This window comes from Duganella sacchari (genome assembly GCF_900143065.1).
Lineage (GTDB): Bacteria > Pseudomonadota > Gammaproteobacteria > Burkholderiales > Burkholderiaceae_D > Rugamonas > Rugamonas sacchari.
Genome location: NZ_FRCX01000002.1, coordinates 463,975 through 486,591, shown reverse-complemented (window position 1 = coordinate 486,591; position 22,617 = coordinate 463,975). Strand labels below are relative to the sequence as shown.

At 63.1% G+C, this 22,617-nt stretch carries 17 protein-coding genes; 9 read left to right on the top strand and 8 right to left on the bottom strand.

Features of this window, described 5'->3' with window-relative positions; genetic code table 11:
* Nucleotides 1-18: 18 nt before the first annotated feature.
* From ppk2 to BUA36_RS05920, 6 genes are all read right to left on the bottom strand, one after another.
* Nucleotides 19-864, bottom strand: coding sequence for a polyphosphate kinase 2 (gene ppk2 / locus BUA36_RS05945; RefSeq protein ID WP_371851426.1), 846 nt, complete (start codon nt 862-864; stop codon nt 19-21).
* Between the two features lie 118 nt (nt 865-982).
* Nucleotides 983-2,347, bottom strand: a complete 1,365-nt coding sequence (locus BUA36_RS05940) for a wax ester/triacylglycerol synthase family O-acyltransferase (RefSeq protein ID WP_072782265.1) — start codon at nt 2,345-2,347, stop codon at nt 983-985.
* A gap of 23 nt (nt 2,348-2,370) precedes the next feature.
* Nucleotides 2,371-3,924, bottom strand: coding sequence for a fatty acyl-CoA reductase (locus BUA36_RS05935; RefSeq protein ID WP_072782261.1), 1,554 nt, complete (start codon nt 3,922-3,924; stop codon nt 2,371-2,373).
* Between the two features lie 161 nt (nt 3,925-4,085).
* Entirely contained in the window at nt 4,086-5,882 is a 1,797-nt protein-coding gene (locus BUA36_RS05930; protein ID WP_072782257.1) for a thiamine pyrophosphate-requiring protein, read from the bottom strand.
* A gap of 79 nt (nt 5,883-5,961) precedes the next feature.
* On the bottom strand, nt 5,962-6,942 hold the full coding sequence (locus tag BUA36_RS05925; protein WP_072782254.1) for a 2-dehydropantoate 2-reductase: 981 nt from the start codon (nt 6,940-6,942) through the stop codon (nt 5,962-5,964).
* A gap of 135 nt (nt 6,943-7,077) precedes the next feature.
* Nucleotides 7,078-8,430: an MFS transporter gene (locus BUA36_RS05920; protein ID WP_072782252.1), complete on the bottom strand. Its 1,353-nt coding sequence runs from the start codon at nt 8,428-8,430 to the stop codon at nt 7,078-7,080.
* A gap of 135 nt (nt 8,431-8,565) precedes the next feature.
* On the opposite strand from BUA36_RS05920, the gene cyoA reads away from it, so the two are divergent.
* The 9 genes from cyoA to BUA36_RS05875 all read left to right on the top strand — a co-directional run bounded on the left by cyoA (nt 8,566) and on the right by BUA36_RS05875 (nt 17,137).
* Entirely contained in the window at nt 8,566-9,561 is a 996-nt protein-coding gene (gene cyoA / locus BUA36_RS05915; protein ID WP_072782250.1) for a ubiquinol oxidase subunit II, read from the top strand.
* Nucleotides 9,558-11,564, top strand: coding sequence for a cytochrome o ubiquinol oxidase subunit I (gene cyoB / locus BUA36_RS05910; RefSeq protein WP_371851420.1), 2,007 nt, complete (start codon nt 9,558-9,560; stop codon nt 11,562-11,564). The genes cyoA and cyoB overlap by 4 nt, the downstream gene beginning before the upstream one ends.
* A complete protein-coding gene (gene cyoC, locus BUA36_RS05905; RefSeq protein WP_072782246.1) occupies nt 11,557-12,186 on the top strand; it encodes a cytochrome o ubiquinol oxidase subunit III in 630 nt (209 codons plus the stop codon). Before cyoB ends, cyoC begins: the two co-directional genes overlap by 8 nt.
* Complete coding sequence (cyoD, locus tag BUA36_RS05900; protein ID WP_072782244.1) at nt 12,183-12,593, top strand: cytochrome o ubiquinol oxidase subunit IV; 411 nt, start codon at nt 12,183-12,185, stop codon at nt 12,591-12,593. The genes cyoC and cyoD overlap by 4 nt, the downstream gene beginning before the upstream one ends.
* Nucleotides 12,590-13,378, top strand: coding sequence for an SURF1 family protein (locus tag BUA36_RS05895; protein WP_072782242.1), 789 nt, complete (start codon nt 12,590-12,592; stop codon nt 13,376-13,378). Before cyoD ends, BUA36_RS05895 begins: the two co-directional genes overlap by 4 nt.
* Before the next feature lie 25 nt (nt 13,379-13,403).
* Nucleotides 13,404-14,729: an ATP-binding protein gene (locus BUA36_RS05890; protein ID WP_072782241.1), complete on the top strand. Its 1,326-nt coding sequence runs from the start codon at nt 13,404-13,406 to the stop codon at nt 14,727-14,729.
* Nucleotides 14,726-15,265, top strand: a complete 540-nt coding sequence (locus tag BUA36_RS05885) for a response regulator transcription factor (protein WP_072782239.1) — start codon at nt 14,726-14,728, stop codon at nt 15,263-15,265. Before BUA36_RS05890 ends, BUA36_RS05885 begins: the two co-directional genes overlap by 4 nt.
* Entirely contained in the window at nt 15,266-15,850 is a 585-nt protein-coding gene (locus tag BUA36_RS05880; protein ID WP_072782237.1) for a 2'-5' RNA ligase family protein, read from the top strand. It begins immediately after the preceding gene.
* Between the two features lie 138 nt (nt 15,851-15,988).
* The gene (locus BUA36_RS05875; protein ID WP_072782234.1) at nt 15,989-17,137 is read left to right on the top strand and encodes a putative peptide maturation dehydrogenase; all 1,149 of its coding nucleotides are present in this window, start codon (nt 15,989-15,991) and stop codon (nt 17,135-17,137) included.
* Between the two features lie 51 nt (nt 17,138-17,188).
* On the opposite strand, the gene BUA36_RS05870 is transcribed toward BUA36_RS05875, so the two are convergent.
* Together BUA36_RS05870 and BUA36_RS05865 are read right to left on the bottom strand one after the other, a co-directional pair.
* Entirely contained in the window at nt 17,189-17,443 is a 255-nt protein-coding gene (locus BUA36_RS05870) for an NHLP-related RiPP peptide (protein ID WP_072782232.1), read from the bottom strand.
* Between the two features lie 106 nt (nt 17,444-17,549).
* A complete protein-coding gene (locus tag BUA36_RS05865) occupies nt 17,550-22,577 on the bottom strand; it encodes a hybrid sensor histidine kinase/response regulator (RefSeq protein WP_229255619.1) in 5,028 nt (1,675 codons plus the stop codon).
* Nucleotides 22,578-22,617: the final 40 nt, after the last annotated feature.

Genomic DNA, 22,617 nt, shown 5'->3' with positions numbered 1-22,617 from the left:
TTAGCAGCGATGCGGGAATTAATACACCTCGGGGACGATAATTTCCGGCGGCACCGGACGGCGTACGTAATCGTCGTGGTACTCGCGCTGCGGCAGCAGGATGGCCGGATGTTCCACTTCCACGTAAGGCATCTGGCCCAGCAGGTGATGGATGCAGTTCAGGCGCGCCTTCTTCTTGTCCACGCCTTGCACCACCCACCACGGCGCCTCGGGAATATGGGTCCGCTCCAGCATGATCTCCTTGGCCCGGGTGTATTCCTCCCAGCGGCGGCGCGATTCCAGGTCCATCGGGCTCAGCTTCCACTGCTTCAGCGGATCGTGAATGCGGCCGAGGAAGCGGGCATTCTGCTCTTCGTCGGAAATCGAGAACCAGTACTTGATGACCTGGATGCCGGAACGCGCCAGCATGCGCTCGAATTCCGGCACGGTCTGGAAGAACTCCTCGTACTGGTCGTCGGTGCAGAAGCCCATCACGCGTTCAACGCCGGCGCGGTTGTACCAGCTGCGGTCGAACAGCACGATTTCGCCGGCCGCCGGCAAATGCGACACATAGCGCTGGAAGTACCACTGGGTGCGCTCGCGGTTGTTGGGCGCCGGCAGCGCGGCGACACGGCACACGCGGGGATTCAGGCGCTGGACGATGCGCTTGATGACGCCGCCCTTGCCGGCAGCGTCGCGGCCCTCGAAGATGATGACGACCTTGTGGCCGGTATGGACCACCCAGTCCTGCAGCTTGACCAGCTCCGCCTGCAGGCGGAACAGTTCGCGGAAGTAGATGCGGCGCTCTTCCTTGGCTTCGGCAGTGCGTTCGCGTTCGACGACCTGGCGCGTGACTGGATCGATCTCGCGGTCTTCCAGTTCCATCTCCAGCTCTTCGTCGTAACTGTCGGTCAGCTCGCGCTGGACGCGGTCCAGCAGGTCGTGCTCGTTCAGGTTCACGCAATGCTCCTCATTTTGCAATGGGGAGCAGCATACGCCGGCTTTATGACGCGGTGATGACCATGCCTGGCAGGGCCGGTTCGCTGACCGGCTGAGGGGCTTCGACGTCCTGCGTGGCCAGTTCCAGTTCTTCAAACGCGTCGTAGGTCAGCTGCATCAGGCGGTCCGGGTCGGGCACCAGGTCGGTGTCCACGAACAGCGCCAGTTGAATCTGGCCTGCATACGAGATAAAGGCCAGGCCCACACCGAGCTTGCCTGCCTGCGGCACCCAGCAGATCAGGTCCGTCAGGCGCGAGCCGGCCAGGTAGCGGCGGCTGGACGGGCCTTCGATATTGGTCAGCACCACGGAACCCTTGGACGTGAACAGGTTCAGCGCGAAGTGCTGCAGGGCGGTCGGCAGGCAGCCGGCGATCGACAGGAACGCCATGGTGGCGCGCGGCTGGTGCGAGCGTTTGATGGCGGTCATGCGGCTGCTGGACAGGCGCAGGCGCTCGCACGGGGCTTCCTCGTTGGTCGGCAGGTCGACGGCGACCAGGCCAAATTCATTCCCGAGCTGGAAGGCATTGCCTTTCTCGCGCAGGTTGAAGGTGACAGCGGCGCGCAGGGCGCGGCCATCGGGCTTCTGTCCACGCTCGCCCAGATAGGTGCGCAGTGCGCCGGAGACGGCGGCGACCCAGACGTCATTGAGCGTGACGCCCATGCGCTTGGACATGGCGCGTACGCGGTCCATTTCCAGCGGCGGCAGCCAGACCAGCTGCTTTGCGCCTGTCATCGGCGTCTTGAACTGGGTCTGCGCATCGGGCCACAGCACCGACAGGCGCGCCACATGGGCAGCGACCTTGAGCGCCGACACCGCACGCACCACGGCCGAGCAGACCGGGTTGTGCGCGACAGCGCGGTGCGGATGGCCGACCGGCGATGGCGTCCTGCCATGCAGGCCGTTGTCGTCGGTGAGGTGGTTGAGTACATGCACCAGGCCCAAGCCGTCAGTAATGCAGTGGTGGACGCGGAACACGATGGCGTGGCCGCCGTTGACGCGGTCCAGCACCGTCATATGCCACATGGGACGGTTACGCTCCAGCGGCAGGTGGGCCAGGCGGGTCAGGTGATTTTGCAGCTCGTCGCGCGGCACATCGCGCTCCATGCGTTCCAGTTTGATGTGCTGCGTGATGTCGAACTGGTCGTCTTCCACCCAGTGCGGGCGGCCGCGCAGGCGGATGACCTTCTGCGTGAAGCGGGGATAGTTGGGCAGGCGGTGGCCAATGGTGGAGACCAGCCGTTCCATGTCCACCGGGCCTTCAAACAGCAGGATACTGTTGATGACCATCAGATTCTTTTCGGTGTCCATGCGGTGCCAGGCATAGTCGCGGCGGGTCATTGCCGCTGGTGCTGCAGGGGCTTTGCTCATTCTTGCTGTCTCCGGTGCTCGCTTTATATTTTTATAGGTGCTGCTTTTGCTTCTGTCTCTTCTGTTACGGGTACATCTGCTGCCGCCGCTGCCGCTTCCACCGACTTGGGCGACCGTGGCCGCAAGGCGTAGCGGTTCAGGCCCGTCATGTGGATGCGGCAGAGGTATTCGCGCCAGTCGATGGTGCCGGCGTCGACGTTGTAGCGGGCCTGGTCTTCGCTGCTGAAGCGCTGCGCCAGCGCCTGCAGGCGGTCGTTGTGGAATACATAGCGCGGCGCCGTGTAGAACGAGAACGTCAGGGCCAGCAGCTGGGTAGTGCGCAGGGCTTCGAGCCGGGGCGATTCGCCCGCGCCCAGCAGCTTGCGCACGCCGCTCCAGCCGCTTGCACCCAGGCGCATGGCGCGCAGCATGAGCAGGAAGACGGGGCGGCTGACGACGCGGAAATCGTGTTTCGGCTCGTGGTAGAACAGGCGCTCGTACTGGCGCCAGTTGCGCTGCGACTCGCCCTGAATCAGGTCGATGACACTGCCGACGGTAATCGGGTTGCTGGAGCCGGTGCAGGCCTGATAGATGCGGGTGGCTGGTTGGGTGCTCAGCGCTTCTGCGGAGGCCAGCACGATGCTGTTGGCGACGAGATCGGCCGGGACGATGTCCACCACCTCATTCGGCCGGGCCGGGAAGAAGCTGGTTTTGCCGCGTGCGTAGGCGAGGATGATGGCGTCCGCCACCTTCACACCTTCGATCCACCCCGGCGCTGGCTCCTGCAGGGTGCTCTCGATGATGGAAGGCCGGACAATGGTCAGCGCGCGGCCGCGCATGGCCGCCATGGCCAGTTGTTCACCCATCCATTTGGTAAAGGTATAGGTGTCGTTCCAGCCGTGGTAATTGGCCTCGGCGATGCCTAGCTCCGTCAGGCGACGGGCCAGTTCGTCGGGATCGCGCACCTCCGCGCGCACCATGGCGATGCGGTGTTTCAGGTGCTGGAGTAAACCGTATAAATCGTAATGGCCCTCGGTCAGGTGCGGGATGGCGGCGCGCGCCGGCGCCACGTTTTCCTCGTACATGGGGCCGCGGTTGTAGCCGTTGACGTAGCAGGTCGATACCTGGATCAGCGGCGCATTACCGGCGCGCGCCAGCTCGGTGATGTTCTGTACGCTGATGGCGTTGATGGCCAGCGCCTCATCCAGCGCTTCGCGGAAATTGACGCTGGCGGCGGCATTGATAATCAGATCGACGCGGCGGGCCAGCGCATTGAAGGCGCTGATCGGCATGCCGAAGCCCGGCTCCGTCACTTCGCCCGTGATGCATTCGATTTTTTCGGCAAAGAAGCCGGCCAGGAAAGCCGGGCGCTCGCTACGCAGGCGGTCGAAGATGGACGAGGTGGCGATGTCGCGTTCGAAGCGCGCACGGGCATCGGCGCCATTGGCGCTGCCGCGTATCAGCAGCACGATGCAGCCGATGTCCGGCACGCTGCGGATCAGTTTTTCCAGCACCACTTTGGCCAGAAAGCCGGTGCTGCCGGTGATCAGCACGCGCTTGCCTGAGAGTGCCGCTTGCACATTCAATGCTGGTGTCATAGGTTGCTCAAGAAACGGTGTCAGAACTGCAATGAGCCGATCTTAGAGCGAAACCACTTTGTTAATAGTTACTTTGCACTGGCTTGGGAAGCCAAACGCATGGCGTGGGGAGTCAGCAACGGTGGCGCCATAGTGTGGCAACTGAGGCATTTGTACAACGATCAGCTGTGTTTCCTCCCGGGAAATATGCCGTCCCAGACTTCCTTGATGGTGGAGGTGACCACGCCCAACGCTTCCTGGTCGCCGCGCAGCAGGGCGCGCAAGTAGTGGGCCGCCTGTTTGCCGGACACGTGCGGCGGCAGCGGCGGCACATCGGGATCAGTGACCATTTCCAGCAGCGTCGGCACCGGCGAGCTCAGGGCTTCCTCCCAGGCCGCCGCCACCTGTCCGGGCTCATTCACGCGGATGCCGCGCAGGCCCAGCAGCTCGGCATACGCGGCGTAGGGGAAGGGCGGCAGATCCTGCGAGGCTGGCAGCTTGGCGTCGCCTTCGGTAATGCGCTGCTCCCAGGTGACCATATTCAGGTCGCCGTTGTTGAGGACCATGATGACCAGGCGCGGGTCGGCCCACTGGCGCCACATCTGCGCCAGCGTGATGAGCGCGTTCACGCCCAGCATCTGCATGGCGCCATCGCCCAGCATGGCGATCACGGGACGGTCGGGGTGGACGCACTTGGCGGCCAGCGCGTACGGCAGCGCGCAGCCCATGGTCGCCAGGCCACCGGACAGCGAGGCGCTCATGCCGGGACGGATTTTGAGATCGCGCGCATACCAGCTGGCGCAGGAGCCGGAATCGCAGGTCAGGATGACATTGTCCGGCAGGCGTGGCGACAGTTCCCAGAAGACGCGCTGCGGATTGACGGGATGGGCGTCGTTCATGGCGCGCGCTTCGAGCACCTGCCACCAGTCGGCGACGTTGCCTTCGATGCGCTGGCGCCAGCTGCGGTCGGCCTGATGGTCAAGCAGCGGCAGCAGGGCTTCCAGTGTGGCGGCGCTGTCGCCGGCGAGGCAGACTTCCATCGGATAGCGGATATTGAGCATGCGCGCGTCGATATCGATTTGCACGCCGCGCGCCTTGCCTTCCTTCGGCAGGAATTCGGCATAGGGAAAGGAGGAGCCGACCATGAGCAGCGTATCGCATTCGTTCATCATGTCCCAGCTGGCCTTGGTGCCGAGCAGACCGATAGCGCCCGTCACATAGGGCAGCGTGTCCGGCACGGCGGCTTTGCCCAGCAGGGCTTTGGCGATGCCGGCGCCGAGGCGTTCGGCGACAGCGATCACCGCGTCGGTGGCGTGCAGCGCGCCGGCGCCCACCAGGATGGCGACCTTCTTGCCGGCGTTCAGCACGGCGGCGGCGCGTTGCAGGTCTTCGTGACGTGGCGCCAGCGCGTGGCCGGTGTAGCCGATGCCGCTGTGGACGGTGCCGTGTTCGTGCGGCGGCGTCTCGACCGCCTTCATGTCCTGCACGTCGTTGGGCAGGATCACGCAGGTGACGGTGCGGCGTTCGATGGCAATACGCATCGCGCGGTCGATCAGGTGGCGCACCTGTTCGGGCGTGGTGGCCATGTGCACGAAGTCATGGGCGACGTCCTTGAATAGCGACACCAGATCCACTTCCTGCTGATAGTCGCCGCCGAGCGACATGCGGCTTTGCTGGCCGACGATGGCGACCACCGGCTGGTGGTCCATCTTGGCGTCGTACAGGCCATTGAGCAGATGGATGGCGCCGGGGCCGGAGGTGGCAAGGCAGACGCCGACTTCGCCGCTGAATTTTGCGTGTGCGCAGGCCATGAAGGCGGCCAGCTCCTCATGCCGGGTCTGCACGAATTCGATGCCGGTATCCTTGTGGCCAAAGGCGCCGATCACGCCGTTGATGCCGTCGCCCGGATAGCCGTAGATGCGGCGCACGCCCCATGCTGCCAGTCGTTTGAGTACAAAGTCGCCTACGGTTGACGCCATCTCGCACCTCGCTGTGATCAGGTTGTTGGGCCGATTCTAGCGAGGATGTCTGGTATTGCGCAGCGATAACGTGCGCGGCTTACTCCGGGTAGAGCTTGTGTATGCGGCCGAACAGACGCGTCAGGCCGAGCAGGGCATCGATATTCGGTGTCGCCACTTGCAGGCGCTGGCCGATCTCGCGCACGGCTGCAACCAGCGCGTCCAGTTCCAGCTGACGGCCCGCTTCGGCGTCCTGCAGCATGGAGCTTTTGAAGGCGCCCAGCTTGCGCGTAACCAGGTGGCGCTGCTCCGGCGTCTCGCTGATCGGGCAGCCGATACGCTGGCCGATGGCGCCCGCTTCGCGCATGGCGGCGCGGCAGAATTCGGCGACCAGCTGATCGTCGAGGATGCGGTCGGCGGTGGCGCCGGTAATCGCCGAAACGGGATTCAGCGTCATATTGCCCCACAGCTTGTACCAGATGTCATAGCGCACGTTGGCCGACACGGTGACGTCAAAGCGGCCCAGGCGCAGCAAGGCGGCCAGCTGCTGCGCGCGTGCGGAGTCGCCGCCCTGGGGGGCGCCGATAATCAGGCCGTTGCCCATCTTGTGCGCCACCAGCCCAGGTTCCGGCGTGGACGTGCTGGCGTGGACCACGCAGCCCAGCACCTGGGCGTAGGGCAGGGCGGCGGCAATCACGCCACCGGGATCGACGCTGTCCAGCGGCGCATCGCCGATCGCGGCCACGCCCTGGCCAAACCACCATGGCACGCCATTCATGGCAGGCAGGATCAGCGTGTCCGGCCCGACCAGCGGCGCAATCTGCTGCGCGACGGCGGCCAGCGCCGGCCCTTTGACGGCAATGATCACCACATCCTGCGAACCCAGCTCGGCCGCGTTATCGCTGGCGTGTGCGGGGGCGGTGTGCAGCACGCCATTCTCTTGCAGACGCCAACCGTGCTCGCGCAACGCCGCCAGCGTCGCGCCGCGCGCAAACGCGCTCAATTCGCAAGCCTGAGCCGCAGCCAGGCGCGCACCAATAAAACCGCCGATGGCGCCGGCGCCAACAATACAAACTTTCATGGATTTAGTCCTTTTACCGTGCAGTGCAGCATGGGGTTTTGCTGCTCGTTGTGATCTTGCAACAGTTTAACGCAGGAAGGGAGGGGCAGGAGGGAAAGCGCCCGGCCAACGGTGTGGTCGGGCGTGTGGAGCTACTTAGTTATCGCGGATGGCCCAGGCGCGGTTGATGCTCAGCGCGGCCAGCGAACTGACGGCGCCGGACAGCAGGTACAGGCCCGCATACGCCAGACCGAAGTGCGAGGACACGCCGAGCGCCACCAGCGGTGCGAAACCGGCGCCGACCAGCCAGGCCAGATCGGACGTCAGCGCCGCGCCGGTATAGCGGTACTGCTGCGGGAAGTTGGCGGTCACGGCGCCGGCAGCCTGACCGTACGACAAACCCAGCAGCGAGAAGCCGAGCAGGACGAAGGCATCCTGGCCTGCCTCGCCGGCACCGATCAGGTAAGGCACGCTGAAGCTGAAGATGGCGATGCAGGTGGCCAGCGTACCCAGCGTGCGGCGGCGGCCAACGCGGTCGGCAATGAGGCCGGAGATGATGATGCCGATTGCCATGAGCACCACGCCCACCATCTGCACCTGCAGGAAGCCCGCCAGTGAACGTTGCGACGTCAGCGTGATCCACGACAGCGGGAACACCGTCACCAGGTGGAACAGCGCGTAGCTGGCCAGTGCTGCCAGCGCGCCGATGATGACGTTGCGGCCTTGCGAGCGCATCAGGTCACCGACCGGCACCGGATCCAGCTGGTGCTCGTCCAGCAGGTGGGTGTACTCGTGGGTGGTGACCAGGCGCAGGCGGGCAAACAGTGCCACCACGTTGATCGCAAACGCGACATAGAACGGATAGCGCCAGCCCCAGTCGAGGAAGTCCAGCGAGCTCAGATTGGACAGCATGTACGAGAACAGGCCGGCAGCGATCAGGAAGCCGATCGGGGCGCCGAGCTGGCCCAGCATCGCGTACCATCCGCGCTTGTGCTCCGGCGCATTCAGCGCCAGCAGCGACGGCAGGCCGTCCCAGGAACCACCCTGGGCGATACCTTGTCCGACTCGCAATACTGACAGAATGACCAGGGACGTAGTGCCCAGGCTGGCGTAATCCGGCAGGAAGGCGATGCCGGCCGTGGACACCCCCATGATGAGCAGGGCCAGCGTGAGCTTGGCTTCTCGTGTGAAATGATGCTGAACTGCCATAAAAGCCACAGTTCCCAACGGCCGCGCAATAAAGGCGAGCGCAAAAATGGCAAAAGCGTATAGTGTGCCGTCAAGCCTGCTCTCGTACGGGAAGAACACGGACGGGAACACCAAGGCTGAGGCGATGGCGTAGACAAAAAAGTCGAAGTACTCGGAAGCGCGCCCGATGACCACGCCGATTGCTATTTCCCCAGGAGAGATATGCCCATCCCTGGCGTTGATGTTGCGCGCACCAGGGCTCGTTTGATGATGTTCGTGGACGCCAGCTTGGCTACCACTGATGGAAGTCGTATTAGCCATAATCTCTTTGTCTCTTGTTAAGTAATTGTTATCACAAGGGCTGCCCGGACGGGTAGGACAAAGTGTCCAATGGCAAGAACAGTCCTTAGTGAGTACAGTAGCATGTTCCCAATATTCTGTAACGTACATTACCGCATGATTCCTCCTATCGTTCGTCGTGGATTGCTCCTCGCACCGTTATTGTGGCTCGCTGGCTGCGATACGGTCGTGCTCAATCCGTCCGGGGATATCGCAGCGCAGCAGGCCCACCTCGTTGTGGTGTCGACCTTGCTGATGCTGTTGATTATCGTACCTGTCATGTTCCTCATCTGTCTGTTCGCTTGGCGCTATAGAAAGTCAAATACCGCCGCCGAATACAAACCAGACTGGGACCACTCGACCAAGCTCGAACTGCTGATCTGGGGCGCTCCGCTGCTGATCATCATCGTGCTGGGCCTGATCACCTGGATCTACACCCACTTGCTGGACCCTTACCGTCCGCTGAGCCGCCTGGACGAAAACCGTCCGATCGCCGCCGGCGTCAAGCCGCTGGAAGTGCAGGTCGTGGCGATGGACTGGAAGTGGATGTTCATCTATCCGGAGCAGGGCATCGCCACCGTGAATGAACTGGTGACGCCGATCGACGTGCCGGTACGTTTCCACATGACCGCCAGCACCGTCATGAACGCGTTCTACATTCCTGCGCTGGCCGGTATGGTCTACACCATGCCCGGCATGGAAACGCAGCTGAATGCAGTGATGAACAAGGTAGGCGTGTATGACGGCTTCTCCGCCAACTACAGCGGCGCCGGCTTCTCCGACATGAGGTTCAAATACCACGGTGTATCGCAGGCGGACTTTGACGCCTGGGTGGCCAAGACCAAGGCCGGCACCAGCGCGCTGACCCGCGCCGAGTTCGTGGCACTGGACAAGCCGACCATCAAGCATCCGATCATGCACTTCGGTACCGTCGACCAGGGCATCTATGACCTGATCCTGAACCGTTGCGTGGCTGAAGGCAGCACCTGCATCAATACCCAGATGCACCAGGATGCAACGCGCATGAAGGCAGCGGCAGCGATCAAGAACCTGCCAAAAGACGTATGTGAACCGAACGTCGCCGCCACTGCTCAACCTACCCGTAAAGAATGACCATGTCTGATCTGAATCTCACCAATCTGATCTTCGGACGGCTGTCGCTGGAAGCAATTCCATACCACGAGCCTATCCTGATCGGCACTTTCGCCATGGTGGCGATCGGCGGCCTCGCGCTGCTGGCTGCCATGTTTAAATTCCGTCTGTGGGGCCCGCTGTGGCGCGACTGGATCACTTCCATCGACCACAAGAAAATCGGCATCATGTACATGGTGCTGGGTATCGTCATGCTGCTGCGCGGCTTTGCCGACGCGCTCATGATGCGCGCGCAGCAGGCCATGGCCTTCGGCGACAATCCCGGCTTCCTGCCGCCGCACCACTTCGACCAGGTGTTCACCGCCCACGGCACGATCATGATTTTCTTCGTCGCCATGCCGCTGGTCACGGGCCTGATGAACTACGTGGTGCCGCTGCAGATCGGCGCGCGCGACGTTTCGTTCCCGTTCCTGAACAACTTCTCGTTCTGGATGACCACCTTCGGCGCCATGCTGACCATGGTCTCGCTGTTCGTTGGTGAATTCGGTAAAACCGGCTGGCTGGCATTCCCGCCGCTGTCGGGCATCGCCGCGTCGCCGGACGTCGGGGTCGACTACTACATCTGGTCCCTGCAGGTTGCGGGTGTCGGTACCACGCTATCTGGCGTCAACCTGCTGGCCACCATCATCAAGATGCGCGCCCCAGGCATGAGCATGATGAAAATGCCGGTCTTCACCTGGACCGCACTGTGCACCAATGCGCTGATCGTTGCGACCTTCCCGATCCTGACCATCACCCTGGCCATGCTGTCGCTGGACCGCGTTGCCGGCTTCAACTTCTTCACCAACGAATTGGGTGGTAACCCAATGCTGTACGTGAACCTGATCTGGATCTGGGGCCACCCTGAGGTGTACATCCTGATTCTGCCGGTCTTTGGCGTGTTCTCGGAAATCGTCTCGACCTTCTCCGGCAAGCGTCTGTTCGGCTACACCTCGATGGTGTATGCAACCGTCGTGATTACCGTGCTGTCCTACCTGGTATGGCTGCACCACTTCTTCACCATGGGCTCCGGCGCGAGTGTCAACTCGTTCTTCGGCATCACCACCATGATTATCTCGATCCCGACGGGCGCGAAGATCTTCAACTGGCTGTTCACCATGTACAAGGGCCGCATCCGCTTCACCGTGCCTATGATGTGGACCGTGGGCTTCATGCTGACCTTCGTCATCGGCGGTATGACCGGCGTGATGCTGGCCGTGCCACCTGCCGACTTCGTGCTGCACAATTCGCTGTTCCTGATCGCTCACTTCCACAACGTGATTATCGGTGGCGTGGTGTTCGGCCTGTTCGCCGGTATCAACTACTGGTTCCCGAAAGCCTTCGGCTACAAGCTCAATGAGTTCTGGGGCAAGGTATCGTTCTGGTGCTGGCTGGTCGGCTTCTGGGTCGCGTTCACGCCGCTGTACATCATGGGCTTCATGGGCGTTACTCGCCGCATGAACCACTTCGATGATCCATCGCTGCAGATCTACTTCATCATCGCTGCACTGGGTGCCGTGATCATTGCTGCTGGTATCGGCGCCTTCCTGCTGCAGATTTTCCTGAGCTGGAAAGACCGCGCCAAGCTGCGCGACGTCACCGGCGATCCGTGGGAAGGCCGTACGCTGGAGTGGGCAACCTCGTCGCCACCGCCAGACTACAACTTCGCGTTCACCCCGGTGGTGCACGACAGCGACAGCTGGGCTGACATGAAAGCCAACAACTACAAGCGTCCGTTGACCGGCTTCGTGGATATCCACATGCCGAAGAACACCGGCGCCGGCTTCATCATCTCGGCACTGGCCTTCGCCTTCGGCTTTGCCATGGTCTGGTCGATGTGGATTCCTGCAGTCGCGTCCTTCGTGGCGATGGTTGCTGCCATCATCATCCACACCTTTAACTACAACCGCGACTTCTACATCAAAGCCGATGAAGTAGTTCGTACCGAAGAAGCGCATACCCGTTTGCTGGAAAGCCATGTCTGAAATTAACGCTAATGGCGCCCTGAGCGCAGATCCAAGCGCGCGTTACTACGTGCGTGACCATCATCCTGAGAACAGCACGCTGCTGGGCTTCTGGATCTACCTGATGAGCGACTGCCTGCTGTTCGCAGGCCTGTTTGCCGCTTACGCAGTCCTGGGCCGCAACTATGCGGGCGGCCCGTCGGGCGCGGAACTGTTTGACCTGCCGCTGGTGGCCCTGAATACGGGCTTCCTGCTGCTGTCGTCGATCACCTACGGCTTCGCGATGATCGCGTCGCAGCGCAAGAACCTGAAAGCCACCATCATCTGGCTGCTGGTGACCGGCGCCTTCGGCCTGTGCTTCCTGTACCTCGAGGTGTATGAGTTCCTGCACCTGATCCATGAAGGTGCAGGTCCGCAGCGCAGCGCGTTTCTGACCTCGTTCTTCGCACTGGTCGGCACCCACGGTCTGCACGTGACCTTCGGTTCGATCTGGCTGCTCACCCTGGTGTTCCAGCTGGCGAAACATGGCCTGACCCATGAAAACAACCGTCGCCTGATGTGCCTGTCGATGTTCTGGCACTTCCTGGACGTGATCTGGATCGGCGTCTTTACCTTTGTCTACCTGATGGGAGTCCTGCCATGAGCGCACCACATAATCACTCTGAGCACGGCCACCATGACGACCATGGCCACGGCCATGAAGGCGACGGCCACCACGGCAGCCTGAAGGACTACGCGATTGGTTTCATCCTGTCGGTGATCCTGACCGCGATTCCATTCTGGCTGGTGATGGCCAAGGTGTTCGACAAGTCGAGCACCACCGCAGTGGTGATCCTGGGCTTTGCGGCGATCCAGGTGGTGGTCCACATGATCTACTTCCTGCACATGAACGGCAAAGCAGAAGGCGGCTGGTCCTTGCTGGCCACCGTGTTCACGCTGGTGCTGCTGGTGATCGTACTGGCTGGCTCGATCTGGGTCATGTACCACATGAACATCAACATGATGCCTTCGATGGGTAACGACGCTCACAACATGCAAGACATGCAATGATGACAGGCGCCATCAAGCGCCAACGTCCCCGCGCCCTGCGCGTCATCCTGGCCCTCGTGGCCGGGGTGATGTTTGCAGGGTTTTTTGCTTTGGGGACTTGGCAGATATTCAGGCTTCAATGGAAACTGGCGCTGATCGAGCGCGTCGACCAGCGCGTGCATGCGGCGCCCGTCGCTGCGCCATCGATGGCGCAATGGCCGCAGCTGAACGCCGAAGCGGATGAATACCGCCGCGTGCAGCTCAGTGGCGTGCTGCTCGATGGTTCGACCACGCAGGTGCTGGCATCGCTGGACCGCGGCATCGGCTACTGGGTGCTGACGCCGCTGTGTACGGCGGACGGCGGCATCGTCATGATTAACCGTGGTTTTGTGCCGGCCGGTATCGGCGGCTGGAAGCCGCAGGCGGTGCCCGCGATGGCCGCCGCCGATGCCTGCAAGACGGCGCAGGGCGCGACGGTGGCGTTCAGCGGCCTGCTGCGGCTCAACGAGCTGGCCGGGCGTCTGCGCCAGAACGAACCGGCGCGCAATTACTGGTACACGCGTGACCTGCAGGCGATTGCGCAGGCGCGCGGCCTGCCGGCGGTGGCGCCGTACTTTGTCGATGCAGACGCGCCTTCCGCGCAGGCAGCGGGGCCGGTGGCGGGTGAGCAGCCGATGGGCGGCCTGACGGTTATTTCCTTCGTCAACAACCATCTGGTTTATGCTATCACCTGGTACGCACTGGCCCTGATGGTGGCTGCTGCGACGGTATGGGTCATCCGAGATGCGCGCAAACAAACAACCTAATCCTTACGACAGAGGCCGGCCAGGCATGCCGGTGGTGGAGCCACTGGCCTCGGTGAATGCGTCGGCCAACACCATCACCCACGCGGCCGGCCACAAAAACATGCAGCAGCTGATCCAGCTGCGCTGGATCGCGGTGATCGGCCAGATCACCACGATCGCCACGGCCTCCATCCTGCTCGGCGTGCGGCTGCCGATGCCGGCCATGCTGAACGTGCTGGCCTGCCTGATTGCGTTCAACGTCGCCAGCATCCTGCGCTGGCAGGAAAACCAGGTGGTGTCCAACAGCGAACTGCTGCTGGCGCTGACGGTGGACGTAGCCAGTCTCACGGCGCAGCTCTACCTGAGCGGCGGCGCCACCAATCCCTTCGTGTTCCTGTACCTGCTGCACGTGATTCTGGGCGCAGTGCTGCTGGAGACATGGTCAACCTGGACCATCGTGATCGTCACCGGCGCCTGTATCGTCGGGCTGGCGCTGTTCTCCGAGCCGCTGCCGCTGCCGCAGGACCATGCGCTGGGCATCTTCAGCCTGTACGTGCAGGGCATGCTGATCTGCTTCATCCTGGACGCGGCGCTGCTGGTGATCTTCATTACCCGCATCACGCAGAACATGCGCAGCAGCGCGGCCAAGCTGGCGAACTTGCGCCAGCGCGCGGCAGAGGAAGAGCACATCGTGCGTATGGGCCTGCTGGCGTCAGGCGCCGCGCATGAACTGGGGACGCCGCTGGCGACGCTGGCCGTGATCCTGGGCGACTGGAAGCACATGCCCGAGTTCAAAGGCAATCCGGTGCTGCTGGAAGAAATCGCCGAAATGCAGACGCAGCTCAAGCGCTGCAAGTCCATCGTCAGCGGCATCCTGCTGTCGGCGGGCGAAACGCGCGGCGAATCGTCGGCCGCGACCACCATCAACACCTTCCTGGATGAAGTAGTGGCGGAGTGGCGCATCGGCCGTCCCGTGGTAGATTTCGAGTTTGACAACCGCATCACGCCGGACCATCCCGTGGTGTCTGATTCCACGCTAAAGCAAATGATCTGCAATGTGCTGGATAATGCGCTGGAAGCGTCGCCCGCGTGGCTGCGCATGCAGACCAGCGTCGAAGGCGACACGCTGGTGCTGCAAGTGACAGACAAGGGCGCCGGCTTCGATCCGTCTATACTGGCGCAGTTCGGCAAGCCATACAACTCCAGCAAAGGACGTCCGGGCGGTGGCCTGGGGCTGTTCCTGGTGGTGAATGTGGCGCGCACGCTGGGCGGAGAAGTCACTGCGACCAATCTGCCGCAGGGCGGGGCGATGGTGCGTTTGACGCTGCCGTTGTCCGCCATCGAGATCAAATCGGAACAACAAACGACATGACAATAGAAGAACGAGTACTGCTGCTGGTCGAAGACGATGCGGCCTTTGCCCGGACCTTGGGGCGTTCTTTCGAGCGTCGCGGCTACAAAGTGCTGCTGGCGGAAAATGTGGACGAAGCCAGCGCGCTGCTGGTCGATCATTCGCCCGGCTATGCGGTGGTGGACCTGAAGTTGAAAGGCAACTCGTCCGGCCTGGCGTGCGTGCAGATGCTGCACGAGCATGATGAAGAAATGCTCATCGTGGTGCTGACCGGCTTCGCCAGCATCAACACCGCCGTGGAAGCGATCAAGCTCGGCGCGTGCCAGTACCTGGCCAAGCCATCCAATACCGACGACATCGAAGCCGCGTTCGAGCACGTGGCTGGCGCGGCGGACCTGGAACTGAGCACGCGCGCGACATCGGTCAAGACGCTGGAGTGGGAGCACATCCACGCGGTGCTGGCCGAGACCGATTTCAACATCTCCGAAGCCGCGCGACGACTGGGCATGCACCGTCGCACCCTGGCGCGCAAACTGGAAAAGCAGCGAGTCAAATAAATGTCAGAACAAGCCTCCCTGTTCGATTTCGAACCGCCACCGAAGAACACCGACCGGCTGTTCTTCGCCGTGATGCCGGACCAGCATGCCATCACCGCCATCAGCGCATTGGCTGCGGAACTCAAGACGCAGCATGGCATGACGGGCCGGCCGATCAACGACCTCAAACTGCACGTCACCTTGTGCGTGCTGGGCGACTTCCCCGGCATGCCCGACGCGCTGATCAAAAGCGCATCAAAAGCCGCAGCGCTGGTGGCCGACAGCACGTTACCGTTTAAAGTCAGCTTCGACACCGCGCAAACCTTCATCACCGGTCCGCGCCACCGCCCGCTGGTGCTGACTGGCACCGAAGGCATCGTCGGCCTCAATGGCTTCTACAAAAACCTGGCCACCGCGCTGCTGAAAACCAGCGGCGTGCGCAGTCCGGCGAGCTACACACCGCACGTGACGATGCTCTACGACGACGTCACCGCCGCACCGCAAAGCGTAGCGCCGGTCGAATGGACTGTGCGCGAACTCGTGCTCCTGCACAGCCACATCGACCAAGGCCGACCCTATACCATCCTCAAGCGCTGGCCTTTTTAACGGCCAATCCGGGGTCAGGTCCGTCATTTCTACACGGCCTGGTCTGTAGCGTCCGTTACTGTTGGGTTCGTGTAGAAATGACGGACCTGACCCCGGATTTATGGTAGCTTTGGGGTGTCGATTTCTGTCGGGGGCATCATGCAAATCAGGCGTTGTGCTGTGCTGTTTGTGGAACCGCGCGAGGATCTGGATGTCGATTGGGCGTCGCTGTTTGCCGGGCAGGGGGCGATCGCTGCGACTATTCAATGGATAGCCCTGGCGCCGCATCTGGGGGATGAGGTCTCGGTCGATGCTGCGCAACTCGCGGCGCTGGGGGCGATCAGTCTTACGCTGTGGCAGGATCGCGTTGCTTGCGAAGCGCAATTCGGTGCTGCGACGATTACCCACCTGCTGGACCTCGGCCTGCTGCTCAGTGATGCGCCAGAAGGCGCGGCCTTGCGCGAGCGTGATGAGGTGCTGCGCTCGCAGCATTGGCGGCCTTTGTCAGCCACGATTCATATGTTTAGCCGCTGGGCCGATATGCGGGTCGATAAGGGCATGCAGTTCCCCAGCTTTGAGGAGCTGGTGGAGAATTACGGCACGCCGCCCGGTCCGACCATTGACCGCCGCAGCGATGGCCAGTCAATCGCGCTGCCGCAGCCGGAACGTGCGCGTCTCGATGACACGCTGTTCCAGCGCTATACGGGCCGTAATTTTGATCCGCAGGCGGTGCTGCCGCTTGCGACGGCCTCGCGGCTCTTGCAGCGCGCCTTTGGCTCGCAGGGAGAACGCGAGATGGCGCCGGATGCCTTTGTGCTCAAGAAGCTGAGCCCTTCGGCCGGCGGCCTGCATCCAACCGAAGTCTATGTACTGGCGCAGCGCGTGGAGGGGCTGGAACCCGGCCTGTATCACTATCAGCCGGTCAGGCATGCGCTGGAGCCGCTCTCCGGCATGACGACGGCGCAGACGGAGGAGCTGGCGCTGCGCATGGTGGCCGATCAGGACTGGTTCCAGCCGGCGCCGATGATGGTGGTGCTGGTTTCGCGCGTCGAACGCAATTTCTGGAAGTACCGCAATCACGCCAAGGCTTACCGTGCCTTGCTGCTGGATGCGGGCCATCTGTCGCAGACTTTTTATCTGCTGGCCACGGAGGCGGGAATGCCGGCCTTTGTCACTGCGGCGGTCAATGAAATCGATATCGAACGCGCGCTGGGCCTTGATCCGCTCAAGGACATGGTGATTGCGGTGTGCGGCTGCGGTCCCGCTTCCGGTGCGCAGAATACGGTGGAGATGCGCTACGAGCCATAAAAAAAAGCCCGGCCCTTTTCAGGGGCGGGCCATACTGCCGGGGAGGAGCGCTCAACGCTGGCCGGACAGGAAGAAAGGGATGGCGCCGGCGGCGTTTTCCAGTTTGCCTTTGATGGCGTGACGGCTGGCGGCGATCAGCTCTTTCGATGGCAGGCTGCGTGCCGCCGGAATGCTGCTGGCGTCCAGCTTGATACCCAGGCCGCCCAGCGCCAGTTGCGGATCGCTCAGGAAGCTCTGACGGAAGCTGTCGTCACCCGACAGTTTGGACAGCAGGAGGTCGAGATCTTGTGGGGAATGCGTGGCCATGTCTTGCCCTTTCATGTTGAGGAGGAGAACGATGCGTGTGGGGAACGCAACTTCATCGTAAGACATGCACAATACGATCTCAAGGCATTTTCACCCTACCATTTCGCTAGGGAGTGGGCGCAGTTTCGTCTTCCCTTGCGCTGGTTTCACGTTGCGCGCCATGCATGACAACATCAAATGACTGTACAAATGCACGCAGTAAATCCGGCAGCGCCAGCGGTTCCGCTCTGAGGCGGTCTTCGAGGGCGGTTGACGTTTTAAAAAGTTCGTTTGCAGAAAGATTACCCGCCGCGCCGCGGATTTTGTGGACCAGATCGGCCGCGCGTAACAATTCGCCCGAGTGAATTGCATCTTGAATCTGTTGCAAACTGGTTTCAAAATCGTGCGCGAACAGGCGCAGTAGCTGAGATAACAAGGCGTCGTGGCCACCCAGGCGCTCCATCGCAGCGGTGATGTCGATGCCGGGGCGTGGCGTCGCTGGCTTGCCAGAAGGCGGCACGCGCGGCGGCAGCGGCTCGGCGTCCGCTGCGCGCGCCAGGTCCGGCGTGACCCAGGTGGCCAGCACGGCGTACAGCGTGTCAGGATCGATCGGCTTGGTGACGTAATCGTTCATGTCCATTTCCAGACAGCGCTCGCGGTAGCCGGCCACGGCGTGCGCGGTCATGGCGATGATGGGCAGGTCGGCCTGGCGTTCGTCCTTGCGGATCAGGGCGGTGGCCTGGTAGCCGTCCATGTCGGGCATCTGAATGTCCATCAGCACGGCGTCGTAGTGGCCGGTGCTGACCATGTTGGCCGCTTCTTCGCCGCTGCCGGCGACGTCGGCGCGCACGCCGGCGCGTTGCAGTATCTCGCTGGCGACCTGCTGGTTGATGGAGTTGTCGTCCACCACCAGCACGTGGGCGCCACGGATGCGCTGCACGGCGACGGAGGGCGGCGCGGTCATCGCGACCACGGGCTGGCTGGCCTCCAGTCCCAGCGCGGCAAGGATGGCGTTGCGCAGCAGCTGGGGATTGGCGGGCTTGTCGAGGAAGGGCATGATGCGGGTTTGCTCGATGGTTTCCTTGTTGTGCTCACGCGCATAGGCGGTGACCATGAGCACCGCCGGCACGGCTGCCAGTTCAGGATCTTCGGCGATGCGGTGCAGGGTGTCGATGCCGTCCAGCTCCGGCATGTCGGCGTCGATCAGCAGCACGTCGTAGGGATCGAGCTGCATGGCGGCGACGGCTGCGGTGCCGCTGGCGACGGCGCGTGTTCTCAGCCCCAGGCTGGTCAGCTGGATCTTGAGCATGTGGCGCGTGGCTTCGGAATCGTCGACCACCAGTACGCGCTTGCCTTGCGCGGCGGCGGGCACCGGTTGCAGGCGCGGCGTCTGGTCGTTGGCGGCTTGCAGGTGGACGGTGAAACTGAAGCTGCTGCCGACGCCTGGTTCGCTATCCACCTTGATTTCGCCGCCCATCTTGCGCACCAGCTGCTGCGAGATGGCCAGGCCCAGACCGGTGCCGCCGTACAGGCGCGTGGTGCTGGCGTCGGCCTGCGCAAAAGCCTGGAACAGGCGCGCCTGCTGCTCCTGGCTGATGCCAAGGCCGCTGTCTTCCACGGTGAAGCGCAGGATCAACGGGCCGCCAGGTGTGACGGCCGGGCTGGCCTTATCCAGTTCAACCCGCAGTTCGATGTGGCCGCGCGCCGTGAACTTCAGCGCGTTGCCGGCCAGGTTGACCAAAATCTGGCCCAGCCGCAGCGGGTCGCCCAGCAGGTTGGACGGCACATCGGGCGCGGCCCACACCACCAGTTCCAGGCCACGCTCGGCGGCGCGCCACGAGAACAGGTCGGCGATCTGGTTCAGCGTATCGGGCAGGTCGAAGGGCAGGGCTTCCAGTTCCAGCTTGCCGGATTCGATCTTGGAGAAGTCCAGCACGTCGTTGATGATCTGCAACAGGCTTTGGCCGGCGCGGCTGATCTTGCGGAAGTAGTCGAGCGGCTGTGCCGGCAGGTCCATATGCGTGCCCAGGCCGGCGAAGCCGAGGATGGCGTTCATGGGGGTGCGGATCTCGTGGCTGATATTGGCCAGGAAGTCGCTCTTGGCGCGCGTGGCTGCTTCCGCGTTGGCACGCGCCTGTTCGACCATCCGCATCGAGCGTGCCTTCTGATAGGCGGAGACAAAGGGCTCTTTGAGCGCCTTGAGCAAATCCAGGTCGCTGGGTTCAAACACCGCCTGGTACTGGTAGTTTTCGAAAATCAGATAGCCTTCGACCTGGCTATCGATCACCACGCGCACCGACAGCAGCGCGCACACGTCGCCGGGCAGCGAGTGCTGGTGGTGAACTTCAAAAATATCCGGCGCGATCATGCCGTCGGGTGGCGCGTAGCGCAGCTCCGCCTGGCGCAGGTCGATGCGGTAAGCGTCAGCCGTGGCGTCGATGCGGCCCCAGGCCGCGCGCAGGCTCAGTGTTTCGGTACCGTCTTCACGCACCAGCGCCAGCGCCGAATCGATGCCCTTGATAATGGTCGATTCGTGCAGGATGGTGTGCAGCAGGGCGTCGAAGTCGATCTGTTCATTGATGGATTTGACGATGGCGTTCAGCTTTTCCAGGTGCTGGGTGCGCGAGTAGACCAGTGTCTGCAAGGCTTCGCCCTTGCGGTGCAGATGCCTCAGGCGCCAGCGCACCAGCGCCCACGCCAGCGCGCAAGTAGCGAGCAAGTAGCACAGCCATGCCCACCAGGTCTGGTGCCATGCTGGCAGCACCACCACGCGCAGCGATACTTCGTCGGCATTCCACAAGCCTTCACGGTTACTGCCGCGCATGCGCAGCACGTAGGAACCGGGCGGCACGTGGCCGTAGGTGACGATGCGGCGGCTGGCATCCACCTCGATCCAGCGCTGGTCGAAGCCTTCCAGCAGGTAGGCGTAGCGGTTGCGTTGCGGCGCCGAGTAGTCCAGCGCGGCCAGCTCGACTTCGAAGCTTTGGTTGGACGGTTTCAGCACCAGTGTCGGACCTTCCTTGGCGGCCAGTTCGGACGGCGTGAGCGCGCGCTGGTCCAGCCGCACGGCGCTGATGACCAGCGGTGCGCGGTACGTCCAGTCGTTCAGGCGGCCCGGGTAGACGATGGCCATGCCGGAGGTGGCGCCGAACAGCAGGTCGCGCTCCTGGGTTTCCGTGCTGGCGCCGATGAAGAAGGTGCGGAACGCCAGGCCGTCGGCGCGTGACAGTGCGCGCGCGTGCAAGGTGCTGGAATCGATCACGGCAATGCTGTCTGCGGTCGCCGCCCAGATGCGGCCCACCGGGTCGGACTGCAGCGCCATGATGGTGCCGCTGGACAGGCCGGAGGCGATGCCGATGCGTTCGAACACCGGCTCGCCGAGCGGATCGCGGCCGGTCATGACGCAGATGCCGCCGCCATAGGTGCCGACCCACAGGCGGCCGCGCCGGTCGATGGCCAGCGAGCTGATGATGGCTTCCGACAGTGCATCCGGCTTGGTGGCGTTGGCCTTGATCTGTTCCACCTTGCCGCTTTCCGGGTCCAGCCGGTTCATGCCGTTGCGGGTGCCGACCCATAGCGAGCCGTCAGCGTCGGGCGCCACAGCGTGGATGCGGTTATCGGTCAGGCCGCCGCTTTCTTGCAAGCCCTGGGCATACTGCACCAGCGTGTTGGTGGCCGGGTTGTAGCGCAACAGGCCCTCAAACGTGCCCAGCCACAGTTCACCCTTGCGGACCAGGATGGCGCCGATGCGCGGATAGGCGTTCTCCTGTGGCAGCGTGACGCGTTTGACCACGGCGCCATTCTGGCTGGTGTGGTACAGGCCCAGTTGCGTGCCGATCCAGGCTTCACCGGGTTCCGCTTCCGCCAGCGACAGGATCATGCGGTTGGGCAACGCGGTCTCGGGCTTGTGCGGGTCAGGGCGCAGTGCGGCGCGGCGGGCGCCGTTGCGGGGCACGATGTCGATGCCCTGGTCGGCCAGGCCGATCCACACCTGGCCGCGGCTATCGGTCATCAACGCCGTGACGGCAGCTTCCTGCGTGCCTTCGGCGCCGAAGACGGAATCGATGGCTTCATTGTGCGGATCGTAGATGTCAACGCCGCGCTCGGTAGTGACCCATATGATGCCGCTACGGTCGCGCAGCAGTGCCGCCGTGCGGTCGTTGCTGAGGCTGAAGGAGACGGCGGGCTGGTGCAGGATGCGGACGCTGGTGTTGCTGTCCGTACGGTATTCGATGACACCGCCGCCGTAGGTGCTGGCCCACCAGGTGCCTGCTACCGTTTCCGTCACGGCCAGCACCATATTGGCCTGGGTGTCTTTCACGCCGCGCAGGTTGACGATGCGGCCTGCGCCGCTTTGCGGATCGACGATGCCGAGGCCACTCTTCAAGGTGCCGAAGGCGATCTGCCCCCGGCTGTTCTCTCCCAGCGCCAGCACGGCATCCGACCAGGCCGTGTGGCCGTCATTGCTGACGGCGACGGTCACGATGGTGCCACCCGGACGCATGCGCGACAGGCCGGTGGCGCTGCCGATCCACAGGTTGCCGGAGCGGTCCATCAGCAGCGAGCGGATCTGGTTGTCGGGCAAGCCGGGCGTGTCTTCGTGCGTGTAGCGGCGCAGGGTTTTCTGGACCGTGTCGTAGTATTTGAGGCCGGTTGGTGTGCCGATCCACAGATTGCCTTTGGCATCGCTGGTCATTGCGCTGATGAGGCCGTGGCTCAGTTCATCGGTCAGGCGCACGAAGTGGTCGGTCTGTTTGTCGTACATGGCGAGGCCGGCGGCGGCCGTGCCCACCCACAGCCGTCCGGCCACATCCACGTGCAGGGTCTGGATAAAGTCGCCGGGCAGGCTGGAGGGATCGGCGGCGTCGGCATGGTAGCTACGCACGCGGTAGCCATCCCAGCGTGCCAGGCCGCTCTGGGTGCCGACCCAGATAAAGCCGTCGCCATCCTGCGCCAGCGCCATGCCGACCGGGTGCGGCAAGCCCTGTTCCAGGCCCAGATGCTCGAACAGCGGCGTGGCCAGCCGATCCCAGCGTTCCGGACTGGCGTTGCTGATACCGCACATCGTCAGGCAGGCCGCCAGCGCACACAGGGCGGCGCGCAGCCCGCGCAGGACGGCGGCTAGGGCGGAGTGATGGGGGGCGTGGTCTTTCAAATCAGGGCGCGCTCCTCTCTGGGGTAAGTCAAGCATACGG